This is a genomic window from Vibrio sp. D417a (assembly GCF_030248595.1).
Lineage (GTDB): Bacteria > Pseudomonadota > Gammaproteobacteria > Enterobacterales > Vibrionaceae > Vibrio > Vibrio alginolyticus.
In genome coordinates, this window is record NZ_JAHGAM010000005.1 from 437,218 (window position 1) to 451,855 (window position 14,638).

10 protein-coding genes and 1 pseudogene are annotated in these 14,638 nt (G+C 45.1%); 8 read left to right on the forward strand and 3 right to left on the reverse strand.

Translation table 11 applies throughout. The features are described 5' to 3' along the window. The first annotated feature begins 4 nt into the window (after positions 1–4). The 3 genes from KI742_RS07405 to KI742_RS07415 are packed head-to-tail and all read left to right on the forward strand — an operon-like array spanning position 5 to position 4,311. The gene (locus KI742_RS07405) at positions 5–2,257 is read left to right on the forward strand and encodes a proprotein convertase P-domain-containing protein (protein WP_285385240.1); all 2,253 of its coding nucleotides are present in this window, start codon (positions 5–7) and stop codon (positions 2,255–2,257) included. Between the two features lie 25 nt (positions 2,258–2,282). Further along, the gene (locus KI742_RS07410) at positions 2,283–3,734 is read left to right on the forward strand and encodes a DUF1566 domain-containing protein (RefSeq protein ID WP_213969291.1); all 1,452 of its coding nucleotides are present in this window, start codon (positions 2,283–2,285) and stop codon (positions 3,732–3,734) included. Between the two features lies 1 nt (position 3,735). Continuing rightward, a complete protein-coding gene (locus KI742_RS07415) occupies positions 3,736–4,311 on the forward strand; it encodes a DUF1566 domain-containing protein (RefSeq protein WP_053307911.1) in 576 nt (191 codons plus the stop codon). A gap of 108 nt (positions 4,312–4,419) precedes the next feature. Here the strand turns inward: KI742_RS07415 and KI742_RS07420 are convergent, their stop codons facing one another. Then, a complete protein-coding gene (locus KI742_RS07420) occupies positions 4,420–6,063 on the reverse strand; it encodes a methyl-accepting chemotaxis protein (RefSeq protein ID WP_154203997.1) in 1,644 nt (547 codons plus the stop codon). Positions 6,064–6,393: 330 nt separating this feature from the next. Here KI742_RS07420 and KI742_RS07425 point away from each other — a divergent pair, with 330 nt between their 5' ends. The 5 genes from KI742_RS07425 (at position 6,394) to KI742_RS07445 (ending at position 12,397) form a co-directional block, all read left to right on the forward strand. Further along, positions 6,394–7,215: a phosphate ABC transporter substrate-binding protein gene (locus KI742_RS07425; protein WP_005375153.1), complete on the forward strand. Its 822-nt coding sequence runs from the start codon at positions 6,394–6,396 to the stop codon at positions 7,213–7,215. 100 nt (positions 7,216–7,315) lie between these two features. Next, the gene (gene pstC / locus KI742_RS07430; protein WP_005375154.1) at positions 7,316–8,248 is read left to right on the forward strand and encodes a phosphate ABC transporter permease subunit PstC; all 933 of its coding nucleotides are present in this window, start codon (positions 7,316–7,318) and stop codon (positions 8,246–8,248) included. Positions 8,249–8,270: 22 nt separating this feature from the next. Further along, a complete protein-coding gene (gene pstA, locus KI742_RS07435; protein ID WP_005383923.1) occupies positions 8,271–9,134 on the forward strand; it encodes a phosphate ABC transporter permease PstA in 864 nt (287 codons plus the stop codon). Between the two features lie 60 nt (positions 9,135–9,194). Then, positions 9,195–9,944: a phosphate ABC transporter ATP-binding protein PstB gene (gene pstB / locus KI742_RS07440; protein WP_005375156.1), complete on the forward strand. Its 750-nt coding sequence runs from the start codon at positions 9,195–9,197 to the stop codon at positions 9,942–9,944. Positions 9,945–10,270: 326 nt separating this feature from the next. After that, positions 10,271–12,397, forward strand: a complete 2,127-nt coding sequence (locus KI742_RS07445; RefSeq protein ID WP_054574929.1) for a GGDEF domain-containing protein — start codon at positions 10,271–10,273, stop codon at positions 12,395–12,397. 125 nt (positions 12,398–12,522) lie between these two features. Here the strand turns inward: KI742_RS07445 and KI742_RS07450 are convergent, their stop codons facing one another. Both KI742_RS07450 and KI742_RS07455 read right to left on the reverse strand, forming a co-directional pair. Beyond that, on the reverse strand, positions 12,523–14,169 hold the full coding sequence (locus tag KI742_RS07450; protein WP_248486168.1) for a BatD family protein: 1,647 nt from the start codon (positions 14,167–14,169) through the stop codon (positions 12,523–12,525). 4 nt (positions 14,170–14,173) lie between these two features. Beyond that, a pseudogene (locus KI742_RS07455) lies at positions 14,174–14,638 on the reverse strand (hypothetical protein); the annotation flags it as partial.

Genomic DNA, 14,638 nt, shown 5'->3' on the forward strand with positions numbered 1-14,638 from the left:
AATCATGAAGCTAAAACCATTGGCGTTTTCGCTGCTTATTGCTTGTACCCCTGCGGCACAGGCTGCAGAGTGGGATTATCCCGCAACGGACTCTGTGGTAACGAATGAAGCGCAAGCGAAAACTTATCTAGACAGCCACTACTCGGAAGCGGGCGAGTTTAAGTTCCGTTACAAAACCCAGTCTCAGCTTGGTGAGCATTACAATTTTGATGTTTGGGTAAACGGTGAATATCAAGCACAGCGCACCCTCGTAGTAACAACCGATAAAAATCATCACGTTGTGCGAGTGTTTAAGAGCCTTGAAGATACGATCATTCGTAACGGCAAACCAACAGTTGCAATGGAATTGGAATCACCTCGCCAACTGCAAGCACAAGAGCCACCTGCTTTGAGCTCTGGAAGTCTGGTTGATGTTGAGGTTTCTTTGTTCAACCCAGATCTTCGCACCATGCAACAGCAAGCGGCACCAGAATCGACGTGGTCAGCACTATCCGATTACCCTCAGCCGATCGAGTACGTCACCAAGTCGATTGAGGTTTTACAGTCCGGCGGTAAGTTCTATTTGTCTAACCCAAGATTGAAGCAAGTGGATGCGACGGGCTTATTTGCAGCCCCAACACCTGGTGAAGCGCCTGTACTCGATACGTTGGACTTTCTCAGCGCAGAAGGGGTTCAAGCATTTGACAGTGTTGATGAGATGCAAAGCACCGAGTTTGGTGACAATGCGTTCCCACAGTTGATGGCTTTTTATCATCTTGATAGCTCGATCCAATATCTGACAAGCCTGACTTACGACTTGTTTGACGAACCGCTTCGTTTTGACGCTCGCGGTTTATCAAAAGATAACTCTACTTACTATTACGGTCCGAAAGCACTCATGCTGGGTGTCGGTGGTGTTTCTCCGGATGCAGTCGATGCTGATGTCGTGATACACGAGCTTGGGCATGGCATTCATTACCAAATCGTACCGGATTGGGCGTACGGTCACACTGGTGCTATCGCAGAGGGTTTTGCTGATTACTGGGCGGGCAGCGCGAGCTACCGCATTCAATATTTGGATGCTTCGCGTCGTGGTCAAGAATTCGAGTTAGATACGGTGTTCAACTGGGACGGTGTGTTCGGAACACGCAAAACAACTCGTAGCTTATGGAACCAAAGAGCACGTTACTTCGAGAGCTCAGAGTACCCAGCGCACGTCAGTGTGGGCGGTGAACTAGGTGACGAGCTATGGTCAACGCCGCTGTTTCAAGCGCTTAAAGCATCGGTTGAACGATACGGTGATGATACCGATAGGGTGTTCCGCGAGTTTGACGCCATTGTTCTTGAAGGTATGTACGGCATTGGTCGTGGCGTGAAAATGCATGATCTGGCGGAGTCGACCGTGTTTGCCGCAAACACCTTGTTCCCAAATAAAGACTACGCCCAATTCCTGACGGACAGCTTCAACAGACACAACTTACTTAAAGCGCCTCTTCGTGTTCGCTATGACGCTCGATACATCGCACAAGGTCAAGACGTTGGTTTGAGCCTGAGCCAAACTGGCCGTGAAGCGAACATCAAAGGGCAATGGCAGCTAAACAACGCATCTGTTTTCGACTTTGATGAAACGCTTTCTGACTCGACCTCAATGAAGGTGGCGTTACCAAGCGGTCTAACATGTGGCACGCAATTCGATTCCTCTATTTCATTGGATTATCAATTTTCTGAAGGCCTAAAGATTCACCAGTGGAGTGAAAAGGTGATGCTGGTTAATGGTACGCCAGAGCTCGATATCCAGCCTCAACCAGTGAACTCCGCTTTGCCGGAACAGGGCGACAGACTGTTCTCTCAGACGCTATCGGACAAGTCACGCACGATTGATGATTCGTTTGCGGTTTACCTGAACATCGAACATGACTCACTGCAAGATCTGCAAGTGACGCTTGTGTCTCCACAAGGCAAATCGGTCGTGCTACTTAGCCATCAATCAAGCAATACCAAAGGATTTAAAGGTTACTTCACCGCTCAGTATGACGAGGAGTTACAAGCACTTGTCGGTCAACCGAGTTGGGGTACTTGGCGTCTCGAAGTGTCTGACCGCGTGTCAGGGAACTCTGGGGTGTTGAAAGAGTGGGGTGTGAGTCACTTTGCTCAGTATCAGTGTAGTGCTGATACCACTAAAGAAAGCAGTGGCGGTGGTTCAGGTGGCAGTGGCTCGCCTTGGACCTTGTTAGGACTTTTCCTGCTTTCAATGGTGAGAGTGATTCGCTCTCGTTAATTAAAATCAAAAGAAGATAAAATCTATGAAGTTTCAATATTCTTTCGTTGCTATGTCACTAGCCCTTGCTGGCTGTGGCGGAGGTTCTGGTGGTGACACGTCGGCACCGACCTATGATGTAGCTGGCACCATCGTTTCTGCAGGTACACTTCTTGATACGCCAGTATGTATCGATTTAAACCAAAACTACGTTTGTGATTCCACTGAACCGAGTGCTAAAACGGATAATGCCGGTAAATTTAGCCTGACTTCAAGCGACAAAAACGTACTAACCAGCACCATTCTTGCTCAAGTTGATCAAGGTTCAAACCAAACGTTGCGTCTTGCGGCTCCGGGTCAAAATTTAGCAACGGGTAACACGGTCAATGGTGTAACAACGTTGCTCGCGGGTCTTGTAATTGACGGTAAAACCGTTGCTCAAGCTGAAGAGATTGTGAAAGCGCAACTCGCCGATGCCGGCGTTTCTCTTTCTGGTACGGTGATGTCTAACGCAGAAGCTAGCGAGCTAGACAAGCTAGAGCAAAACACGGTTGTGCTATTAGCTGCGATGCAACCAAAGCAAATGATCAAAGGCGTAGCGCTGCTTGCTCAAAGTCTTAGCTTCCAGGGTAAATCATTGGCCTCTGATCTTCTGTCTGAAGCGGAAGTAAGTGCATTTGCTGAAGAAATTGTAGCGGTTGCTGAACAAACGGTTGGTAGTAACGATACGGGCGCCGTTCTTTATTTTGCTGAAGGAGCAGCAGACGTTGCTGAGGTTCAAGCGTCTTACCCTGGTCAAGATGCGGAATACGGCTTCGACAAAGAGGACAAGCAAACGTCGACAGGCGCTGGCTTTAAGTTCGTTAAGCTAGATTCACAAGGTGCAGCTTTAGCTGCAGATGCGACTGAGTGGGCTTGTACTATGGACGAGCGTACTGGTCTTGTTTGGGAAAACAAGAGTGCGGATGCGAGCTCGGTTCAATTTAAAGATCGCCTATTTGCGTTTGAGTCTGAAACATTTAAGCCATTTAGCAAAGATGTAGAGCTTGCAGGTTGTAAAGACGCTGGTGATGAAGTTTGTACCACTAGCCAATATGTTGAGTACATAAACAAACAATCGTTATGTGGAATCAATGGTTGGCGCTTGCCTACTTACCGTGAAACATATGACTTATTAGATTTTGGTGAACAAACGCGGTTCGCTCCGAACGAGGAATATGCGCCACACAACGTGTATGGTTTCAATGTTAAATACTTCCCACAGCAAACGATAGGCAGTCCTTATTTAGAGTATGGTGCGTTTTGGCATAGCGACTTTACGTTTGTGAATACATCATCACAGCTCGTTGATGCTGAGGTTTATTTTCCTGCAATTATCTCTCGGGGCGTAGATAGAGGCACTATTTCACTCGTCGATATTCGCTCAAGCAACACAAGTGCAGACGCCGATGACTCATACCAATTCCCAATCCGTCTAGTAGCAGTAAAGGGCCAATAAGATGAAGAAATTAATAACTGTACTATCTCTTGCTTTGGCTTCTCAAACTGCAATGGCTGCACAAGAGTGTTCTACTGACTTTGCTAAAACGGCACCTAACACGCGTTATACATATTCTGATAACGGTACCGTAACTGACTTAAAAACAGGTCTTACATGGATGCGCTGTCCAGTTGGTATGACATGGAATGTAGGAAATCAAGAATGCCAGGGGACGCGATCTACAATGTCATGGCAACTCGCTCTCTCCACAGCCAAACAAATTCGTAATAAGGACGGCAACCATCCTCTTCACAATTTTGCAGACAAAAAAAATTGGCGACTAGCAAATATCAAAGAGCTGGTATCTCTAACTGAGCGAGCTTGCCACAGCCCAGCCATAAATAGTACAGGGTTTGCTAGCGGCTATAGTCTGACAGATGGAGATGATGTTCTAGGGCGTTATGTCTGGAGCAACACACCTAATGGCGACGGTAAGCATGTTGCAACTTTTGATACGACTAATGGTGAGGTTTTCAATAGAGATCCGTTAAACTCAAGTTTCAAAAGTTCTCTCTTGTTAGTGACAGATGAATAATAATTATTACGTTAATAAGGGTTGATAGCTTTGCCTTTATGATAGGCTCCGCCAGTGCGGAGCTTTTTCTTTTCTAACCTTTGGAACTTATCGTGTTGAGCAGAGTATTTAAACTTGGAACTGCTTAAGCTGATGTTTTTGGTTTTCTGCTAAACCAGACAACTCTTGCGCTGCCGCGGCGGATTGAGTGATACCAGTGACGTTCTGGCTCACTAGTTCATAGATGTTCGTTAAGTTGTTGTTGATATCAGCCGTGACCTGCTTCTGCTCTTCTGATGCGGTCGCAACTTGAGTGTTGATTGAGTTCAGATCGGCGATAGCATTACTGATATTAGCAAGTGATTGGCTAACTTCTTGTGTAAGAGCTTGGTTGTCTGACAACATGGCTAAGCTGAAATGCATACTTTCATTTGCGTGACCAGATTGTTGCTGTAGCTCTTCTATAATGGTTTGGATCTCTTTGGTGGACTCCTGAGTTCGAGCTGCCAGCATACGTACTTCATCGGCCACTACCGCAAAGCCTCTGCCACTTTCGCCCGCTCGTGCAGCTTCAATCGCTGCATTCAGTGCAAGTAGATTCGTTTGCTCAGAAATACCTTCAATCACTTCGATCACGCGACCAATGTGTTCTGATTGATCTTTTAGCGAAGTCACGACGGCAGCGGCTTCGTTAAGTTGTTCCGCCATCTTTTCACTTGCGCGAGTGCTTTCCCCAAACATGCTTATACTTTGTGAGGTTAACGTACGTGCTTGATTTGATGCACTATCGGCTTCTTGTGCATTGGTCGATACTTCAGCTGCGGTCGACTCTAGCTGATTGATCGCCGAGGCTACTTGCTCAACTTCTTGCTTTTCTTGATCCGAGTTGACGCTGCTTTGAGTCATAACAGTTGCTAACTCGGTTGATGCTGATGCCACATCTTCACTAATGCGAACCAATGCGCTTACAGTTTCACGCAGTTTTTCTATGGTCTGGTTTACATCTCGAGCCAGCTGAGACACTTCGTTTTTCCCGATGGCTTCGGCCTTAACTAGTAGGTTTCCCTTCGCGACTTCCTGCATCGTTACTTGAAGGTTACGAATCGGCGCAACGATGTAGCTGGCGAGTACCCAACTAATAAGTGAAGCGGCACTCAAGATCACCGCAAGCGAGACGGCGCTGTAAGTTAGCGTGGTTGAATGTTGTTCGCCATTCGTTTCGACTTCATCGGTGACGATTTGATTCAATTGTTTAGATAGTTTGTCGATGGCGTTGATCATCGCTTCGCCAGCTAATCGATACTCAGCCATTGCAGATTCGTACTTTTGATTGAAATCAGAGGTGGTGTAATCAGAAGAGTGTTTAGTGGTGAGCAGAGGTGTCATGGTAACGCGAGTGAAATCAACATAGTGATTCATGGCCTTACGCATAGCATTGACTTCATTTTGAACGCCAGGGAGATTGTCGATGGAGTTAAGAAAATCGCGGTTTTTGTTTTGTCGCTCAGAAAGCTCTTGGTTGAGAGACTGAACATCTTCGGCTCTAAATAGACTATAAATGGCTTTGATGCGCATGGCGTAAGTGTTGTCTACGATGCCGCTAAGTTCCTCTTTGTGAATGATTAGCTTATGGGTGGAAGCCGAAACCTTATTGAATGCTTGATCGAGTTTACCGATTCCGACACTCAGTCCAATGATGAGTAATATAACTGTGAATAGAACAGGCAGAAAAACCTGAAGTTTAATAGAAAGCGTACTAAGAAATTGACGCATGAGATTGACCCTCTATCGGTTTGATTATTATCTTTTTTATAAATAAGCATTTCGATTTTAATTGTTACATTCGCCAAATCAATGAGTTACTCATATCTAATTGTTATGAAATGTACCAAAATCGATGGGGTTATCATCTTGAACATGAGGCAACTTATAAAAACGTTACGTTCAAATTGAGAGAGGGATAAGTCGCGGAATTAATAGTTAGAAATGACAACGTGTCATAGAGGGTTCAACTAAGTGAAACACAACTGTCATATTCAAATTCTAAAGTGAGCACCGTTCAAGTGAAACACAACGGCAATAAAGCCACTTAAGGAAATTGTGATGAAAAAGACAGTAATCGGTGCAATCGCACTTCTAGGCGCAATGGCAGTGACTCCTGTTTCTGCTAAAGAAACTATCTCTGCAGTGGGTTCTAGCAGCGTAACTCCACTGATGGAAGTTTTCTCTGAAACGTACATGAAGAAGAACCCTAACGTATTTATCGAAGTTCAAGGTCCTGGTTCTTCAGCTGGTGTAAAAGCAGCGAAAAATGGTTCAGCAGACCTTGGTATGTCTTCTCGTAATCTAAAAGACTCTGAAAAAGAATCAACACTAATCGAAGAAGTGGTTGCTCGTGATGGTATCGCAGTGGTTGTTAACCCACAAAACAAACTGCCAGGTCTAACAGCCGAGCAAGTGACTGCAATCTACAAAGGCGAAGTATCAAACTGGAAAGAAGTCGGTGGTGCAGACAAGCCAATCGTAGCCATTACTCGTGACACAGCTTCTGGTACTCGTGGCGCATTTGAAGACATCATGTCTCTAAAAATGAAGATTTCTGGTAAGAAGGTATCAGCTATCTCTCAACGTGCTCAAGTTGCAAACGGTAACGGCGCACTGAAAACAATGGTTGCATCTAACCCATACGCAATCGGCTACATTTCTCTTGGTACTGTAGACAACACTGTTAATGCACTAGCAATCGACGGCGTTGATGCAACGGTAGCTAACGTTAAAAACGGTTCTTACAAAGTAGCGCGTCCATTCCTTGTTCTTTACAAAGAAGGCAAGCCATCAACAGAAACGCAAAAATTCCTAGACTGGATGCTAACTGACGAAGCGCAAGCGCTAGTTGACCAAAAAGGTTACATCTCAGTTAACTAATCCCATCGGGACTCTAAAGTTTGCTCAGCCCAACGTTTCGGGCTGAGCCTTTTCTATCCATTGTGTTCAACGGCATTGCCCAGAACCGTGAGATTTTTAAATGACCATCGCAACAAATAGTGAAAAGCTTATGAATACTGACGCTAGAGCTATCAGCAAGTCAGGCCTACGCGAGAAGCGTCGTGTAGACTGGAAAGAGCGCATCTTCCACGGCTTGTTCCTAACGAGTGCCGTAATCGGCATTGTTTCATTAGCCGTTATTGCATACTTCATCGTTCGAGAGAGTATTCCGGCATTCCAAGAAGCAGGCGTATCGGGCATTGTCTTAGGACAAAACTGGTTACCACCTGCGCTTTACGGTGTCGCCACCATGATTGTGGCATCTATCGTATCGACGGCTGGTGCTGTCATTGTTGGGGTTCCAATTGGTGTTCTGACCGCCATTTTTATCGCTGAAATCGCACCAAAGCGATTAGCAGACATTATCCGTCCAGCGGTTGAGCTGCTAGCCGGTATTCCTTCAGTGGTCTACGGTTTCTTCGGTCTGGTTATTATCGTTCCATTGATTCAGAAGGTATTTGATGTACCTGCAGGTAACACTATCTTGGCCGGTATTATTGTTCTTGGTGTGATGATTCTACCAACAGTAATTACGGTATCTGAAACGTCTATCCGCGCTGTCCCTCGTACTTATAAAGAAGGTTCTTTGGCACTGGGCGCATCGAAAATCTACACCATCTTTAAGTTGCTCGTTCCAGCGGCTCGCTCAGGCATCATGACAGGTGTGATACTGGGTATCGGTCGTGCGTTGGGTGAGACCATGGCGATTATCATGGTTATGGGTAATGCGCCGGCAATGCCAGAAGGCATCCTTGATTCGGCTCGTACACTAACTGCAAACATCGCTATTGAAATGTCTTACGCAAGTGGTGTTCACGCGAACGCACTTTACGCTACAGGTGTAGTACTTCTGGTCTTCATCATGTCGTTGAACGCTGTACTACTGTACCTAAACCGAGAAAAAGCGAAGTAATCGCTCGTTAAAGGTGACTATTATGGATCGCGCAAAACTAAAAAAAGCACGCCAGTTCAAAGATAATGTCTTTAACGCATTTGTCTGGATCTCGGCAGCACTAACGGTAGGTTTCTTGTTCTGGATTATCTGGTACATCCTATCAAACGGTCTACAACACGTAGATTGGAACTTCATTACTGATAACTATACGCGCACAGGTGAAGAGCACGGTATCTTCCCAATGATTGTGGCGACCATTTACATGGTTATCGCTTCTATCGCAGTGGCAGCGCCACTCGGTATCATGACGGCAATCTACTTGACCGAATACGCGAAAGTGGGCAGTCGTTTGGTGAAAATCATCCGATTCTGTACCGAGTCATTGGCGGGTATCCCGTCGATCATTTTCGGCCTGTTTGGTATGACTTTCTTCGTGGCGATTCTTGGCCTTGGCTTCTCGATTCTGTCGGGTGCATTGACGCTAAGTATCCTAATCCTGCCAGTTATCATCCGTACAACGGAAGAAGCGTTGATGGCAGTACCACAAACGTACCGTGAAGGCTCTTATGGCCTCGGTGCTTCTAAGATTTACACTATCTGGCGTTTGATTCTTCCGAGCGCAATGCCAGGTATCTTAACCTCGGTCATTCTAAGTATTGGTCGTGTCATTGGTGAGTCTGCTCCAGTATTCCTGACTGCAGGTATGGTTGCACGTATTCCGGATTCTTTATTGGATTCAGGTCGTACGCTAACCGTTCACCTATACAAACTGACTACCGAACTGTTTACCGTTGAAGAATGGAATCAGGCTTACGGTACGGCAACAGTGCTTATCGTAGTTGTTCTCTTGATCAACATGGTAACGAAACTGATTGCTAGACGTTTTAACACCGCAACTTACTAACAACACAAATTAAGAACGCACGTTAAAAGACACGAATTCAAGAATTAAGAGATTAAGACAATGAACAAATTTGATATTGAAAACCTAGACCTATTCTACGGTGACAACCAAGCACTGAAATCGATCAACTTACCAATTCCAGTTCGCCAAGTGACGGCACTTATCGGCCCGTCAGGTTGCGGAAAATCAACGCTTCTACGCTGTTTGAACCGAATGAATGATCTAATCGAAGGCGTGAAAATTACAGGTAAATTGGCGATGGACGGCGAAGACATTTACGGCAACATTGATGTTGCTGACCTTCGCATCAAAGTCGGCATGGTATTCCAAAAGCCAAACCCATTCCCGATGAGCATTTACGAGAACGTGGCTTACGGCTTACGTGCTCAAGGTATCAAAGACAAAAAGACAATTGATGAAGTGGTAGAGCGTTCGCTGCGCGGTGCTGCACTTTGGGATGAGGTGAAAGATCGCCTTAAATCACACGCATTCGGTCTTTCTGGTGGTCAGCAGCAACGTTTATGTATTGCACGTACAATCGCGATGGAGCCGGATGTGATTCTGATGGATGAGCCAACGTCGGCACTTGACCCAATTGCGACACACAAAATCGAAGAACTGATGGAAGAGCTAAAGAAGAACTACACCATCGTTATCGTGACTCACTCAATGCAACAGGCGCGTCGTATCTCTGACCGCACTGCGTTTTTCCTAATGGGTGAACTGGTTGAGCACAACGATACGCAAGTGATCTTTAGCAACCCTCAAGACGACCGTACTCAAGGCTACGTAAATGGTGATTTCGGTTAATCCACCGTATTTCAAGCATAACTAAATAACTATAAGCGATGGTAACTTTGCCCCTCTTAATGAGGGGCCTTTTTCTTTTTAAGTCGTAGGCTTAAAACATCTACCAACACAAAAATCTTGTAAATAAGTACAACTTTCCTCCTCAGTTTATAAAGCATGTAACTTATGTGAAACATGGCTTTAAAAGTGCTGAAGAGTTCTCGAATGTAACACTAAGTCTGATAATTTTGCGAATGACTTAACAGCTCAAATTTGAACGTATTGATTGCATATCATGGCCTAAGTAGTTTTTTATCGAGGATAAAAAAGTAGATTAGGTTGGTAGGGTGAGTTTAAGAAGTTTTACAAGAAAAGTGTCTTCAACGAGGGACCATCGGTTGCTAGCGGAGGCAATCTTTGATCATTTAGAGAGTCTGTTCTCCCCTCAAGCCCTCGCTATTTTTGAAGATCCTTCAATTAACCCTCGTCATTCGATGAGCTTCTCTCGCGGAGAGCTTTACCCAACCCAAAACTATCCTGAGACATTCTGGGAGTGGGCAAGTCAGTTTGACACCTCTGAAAGCATCATACCTCTGGCGATCAACACTTGTAATTGGAATCACACCCGAGATTTAGGGGGTGATAGTTACATCATGATGCTCGACAACACGCCTATCAAACGTACCTACCTACTGATTCAATCTGTTCATGCTCGCACAGCACATAATATCTATGAAGAAAGTTACGACGCAATGCAACTCGCAGCGGCGCGTTGGCAATGTATTCGTGCTGAAAAAAATGCCTCGAAAGAGATCAGGCACAGAGATATTCGTGAAGCGCAATATGTTGATGAGATTAGCCAACGCGAGCGCTTTATCGAAAATATGAAGTTAGTTCAGCAAGTTGCACTCGAAATCTCTAATCCTGATTCTTTAAAGGACTTGTACTACAAAGCCGTCGAAGCGTTACGTGAACGACTTGGGTTTGATCGCTCTACACTGATGCTTCTCGATATGAAAAAGCGTAGCTTCAGTGGTACATACGGTACGGATGAGTCAGGAATTACGATTGATGAATTTCACACACAATATGATTTACACCAACTTAGCGAGGAGTATATCACCGCGTTATCTAGCCTCGAGAGCAACTTAGTTATTGTAGAAGACGCGCCAATATACACAGCAGGCAAGGTCATCGGGCAGGGCTGGAATGCGATGTTGATTTTACGCGATGGCAATGAACCGTTTGGGTGGTTCGCGCTAGATAACTTTATTCATCGTAAGCCGATAACGGCATATCAAAAACAGATGTTGGACTCGTTTGGTTCACTCTTCTCTCAAATTTACATTCGTAAGCGCCAAGAACAAAACGTACGCATGCTGCATTCAAGCATGGTTGAGTTATCACGTTGCACTACTGTCAGTGGAGTATGCAAATCGGCCGTCACTTTCGCCATTAAAAATCTTGGTATTGATCGAATGGCGGTGTTTTTAACTGATGAAAATTGCTCTTACATGCAAGGAACGTGGGGTACCGATATTCAAGGTAACGTGGTGGATGAATCTTACTTCTTTGGCGAAACCCAAGATTTCTCTCTTATAAATCTGGCTCGCTCAATGCCAAACGAAGTCGCATTTGAAGAATCAGTGCCTATTTATCATGACTGTAATATTGTTGGCTTTGGTTGGGCTGCGATGACGGTATTGACTTCAAATAGCAGTGGTCCTATCGCCTTTATCGCTGTTGATAATTTGCTGACACGTGCGCCGTTAACTTCTCAGTTACGTGAAGTGATTCGTATGTTCGCGTCCAGCTTAGCTGAAGTATTGCAACGTACTCAAGCTCAAGAGGCGATTCGCGAATTAAACGAAAACTTAGAGCTGGAGGTTCAGAACCGAACAAAAGAGTTGGAGGAAGCCAATCGACAGCTTGAGGTACTTTCTAAGCTCGATCCTTTGACGCGTCTTGGTAATCGCCGCATGTTAGAACATGTGATGCAAAAATATTGTGCCCTAGAGTGTGAAGACGACATGTCGTTTGGCCTGATCCTGATTGATATTGACCATTTTGGCTTATTCAATAATCACTATGGTCATCTCGAAGGCGATATCGCATTGATGCGAATTGGCTATATCTTGGATCATCATACCAAAGGTGAAGATGAAGTTTTTTGCCGTATCGGAGGTGAGGAGTTTGCATTGCTCATGATTGGTTCTGAGCAAGAGGAGGTTCGACTGAGAGCAGAGTGCATTCGTCAGTGCATCGAGGGCGAGGGGATAAAGCATCGACACAACCCAGAAGGAGAGTTACTTACCGTTTCAGTCGGTTACTCCTGTTATAAAGCGAAAGGCAAAGACTTTAATTTCGACCATTTATATCAGTTGTCGGATAAGGCACTCTATCAAGCGAAGAATCATGGGCGAAATTGTGTAAGGCGATACGAATACGAGCCCCAAGTTTTGTTGAGTAAGTGATGTTCATAAGAGCAACTTGATAGGGAAGAAGCGGCGGTTGGTGCTCTAGATAAAACCGCTAAAGCAAAATTTGGCCGGATAAGAGAATTGGCAGCTCATGAGAGCTGCCATTGTTATCTAGTTATTTATAGCTTTTCGAGTTGGTGGTCGGTTTTCGTTACGTTTGCTTTGCCAAGGTTTTGAATTTTCGCTAACAGCGAATCAGGGCTCCAAGGTTGTTGGTTAGCACTAAAACGCGCTTGATTCATGGCATTAAGCTCTTGCTTAATTACTTGTACGTCACCAGGGTTTAACCTGTCTTGATGAGTGGTTAAATACTCATTTACAGAGCGTTCAATTTTCGCAGCATCGCCCTCTTCGATGACTTTTTTTAGCGCGTCGATGCAAAGTGGTTGTTCAGTATTTGAAACCGTTCCACTCGCTGTTATTGGGCGCTTTTTCCATGCCCAAATTGCGATTCCTAATGTCATTATCCAAAGCCCTGAGAAAACAAAGGTTAACGTTCGCCAGAGACTGTTTACACCGCCGCTTGATTCAGGACTAGGGGCTGACACTAAAGGCGCTGAAAGAGGCGATTCCGGCAACGTGATTAGCCCAGTGTCATTTTTCTCTACGTCTAATGTTAGCTCTGGTAACGTTGTTTTCTTCGCTTCATCATTTTGACTGTCCCACCAGTTCAAGTCGTATCCTGGTAAGGTATATTTCCCGGCCTCTGTAGGAATAATGACTTGTTTCACCGTCATGGTAACGGTGCCATCTCTCGCGCTATCGAACTTAGGTTGTTCTGGATACACGCGCAGTGAACTCGGGTAACTAATATTGACTCGTGGCAGATATTCGGCTTGTGTACCGCGAGCCTTAACTTGAATGGTTCGAGTGAGTGAAGAACCTTGCTTTACTGTGTTGATCGCGTTAATCGACAGTAGATTACCTTGATCGTCTTGCCAGCTCTGTGTCATTTCTAACGCTGAAGCAGGAAGCCATTCACCTTTAAATTCGCTCGGAATCGGTTTGACCGTTATTGGCATGCGTTCCGCTTTGGTATTGATAGGCATTATTTTGGTTGAGCCCGTCAAGCTGTCGCCATAAATATAAGAACCGGTCAGTTTAGGACCTATCAAGGTATAAGTGCCTGGTTGATTGGCCGTTAAGCGAAACGACTGCTCTATGACCGCTACTTCTAACCCATTTAAGATCTTCTGTCTTTGCTGTAAGCCACCCAGTGCCTCAAGCTTCATGCCTTCAATTTGCGGAGGTACTATTTGCGGGTTATCTAGGCGTCGAGTGTCCGCTTTGATTAGAAGCTGTATACGTAATGTTGCAGATTGCTGAGGGTAGAGCGTACTGTTGTCGACCGTAATATTGAAGCTAAATAGATCATCAAGATTGGGGTCTGTTTGGCTCGCGTTGACACGTAGTTTGATCGGCTCCGTTTTCATACCATCAGCGGAAAAACTTGGAATAGTCAGAACACCTTCTTTCATTGGTGCAATTGAGATACTCCACTCGGTACGCACTGATTTTCTTCCGTTAATGTTATTGCTAGAGCGGCCATAACGAGGTTGACCCAAGAAGAAGTCTTTCTCTAGAACATTGAAGTCGATTGAGTCTGAGCTGAGCTCAGTATCTGAAATGATTCTGAGGTTAATCACTTCATTCTTGGCTACTTGTGTTTTATTCACACTAGCTTGAAGTGTCTGTGCCATCACCGAGAAACTGGATATTAGGCTGGCCACAAAAATAAAGACCAGTTTTACGCCTTTGTTCATCACAGGCTTACCACTCCTTTTGAGATTGTTGTGGAGGTTGTTTTTGTTGCGCTTGAAGTTGCATTTGCGCACGGATCAAAAAGCTTGGGTCGCGAGCACTTTCTACTGCTTCTAGTCGACGGAACTCAGGATCATCCTGATGCATTTTTTCGGGATGCGCTTTAGCCTGTATTGGTTCACCTTGATCCTTCACTTGCTTGTCATCTCGTTGCGGTTGATGTTGTTCCGTTTTTTGTTTTTCTTTTTTATTTTCAGATTCTTGCTGATTTTGTGACTGTTGTCCTTGCGCTTCTTTCCCTTCGTTTTGAGACTTTTGTTGCTGTTGCTGTTGCTGTTGCTGTTGCTGTTGCTGTTGCTGTTGCTGTTGCTGTTGCTGTTGCTGTTGCTGTTGCTGTTGCTGTTGCTGTTGCTGTTGCTGTTGCTGTTGCTGTTGCTGTTGCTGTTGCTGTTGCTGTTGCTGTTGCTGTTGCTG

Coding starts and splice junctions, on each gene's coding strand:
- KI742_RS07405 (WP_285385240.1), top strand. CDS start 5: ATGAAGCTAAAACCATTGGCGTTTTCGCTGCTTATTGCTTGTACCCCT.
- KI742_RS07410 (WP_213969291.1), top strand. CDS start 2,283: ATGAAGTTTCAATATTCTTTCGTTGCTATGTCACTAGCCCTTGCTGGC.
- KI742_RS07415 (WP_053307911.1), top strand. CDS start 3,736: ATGAAGAAATTAATAACTGTACTATCTCTTGCTTTGGCTTCTCAAACT.
- KI742_RS07420 (WP_154203997.1), bottom strand. CDS start 6,063: ATGCGTCAATTTCTTAGTACGCTTTCTATTAAACTTCAGGTTTTTCTG.
- KI742_RS07425 (WP_005375153.1), top strand. CDS start 6,394: ATGAAAAAGACAGTAATCGGTGCAATCGCACTTCTAGGCGCAATGGCA.
- pstC (WP_005375154.1), top strand. CDS start 7,316: ATGACCATCGCAACAAATAGTGAAAAGCTTATGAATACTGACGCTAGA.
- pstA (WP_005383923.1), top strand. CDS start 8,271: ATGGATCGCGCAAAACTAAAAAAAGCACGCCAGTTCAAAGATAATGTC.
- pstB (WP_005375156.1), top strand. CDS start 9,195: ATGAACAAATTTGATATTGAAAACCTAGACCTATTCTACGGTGACAAC.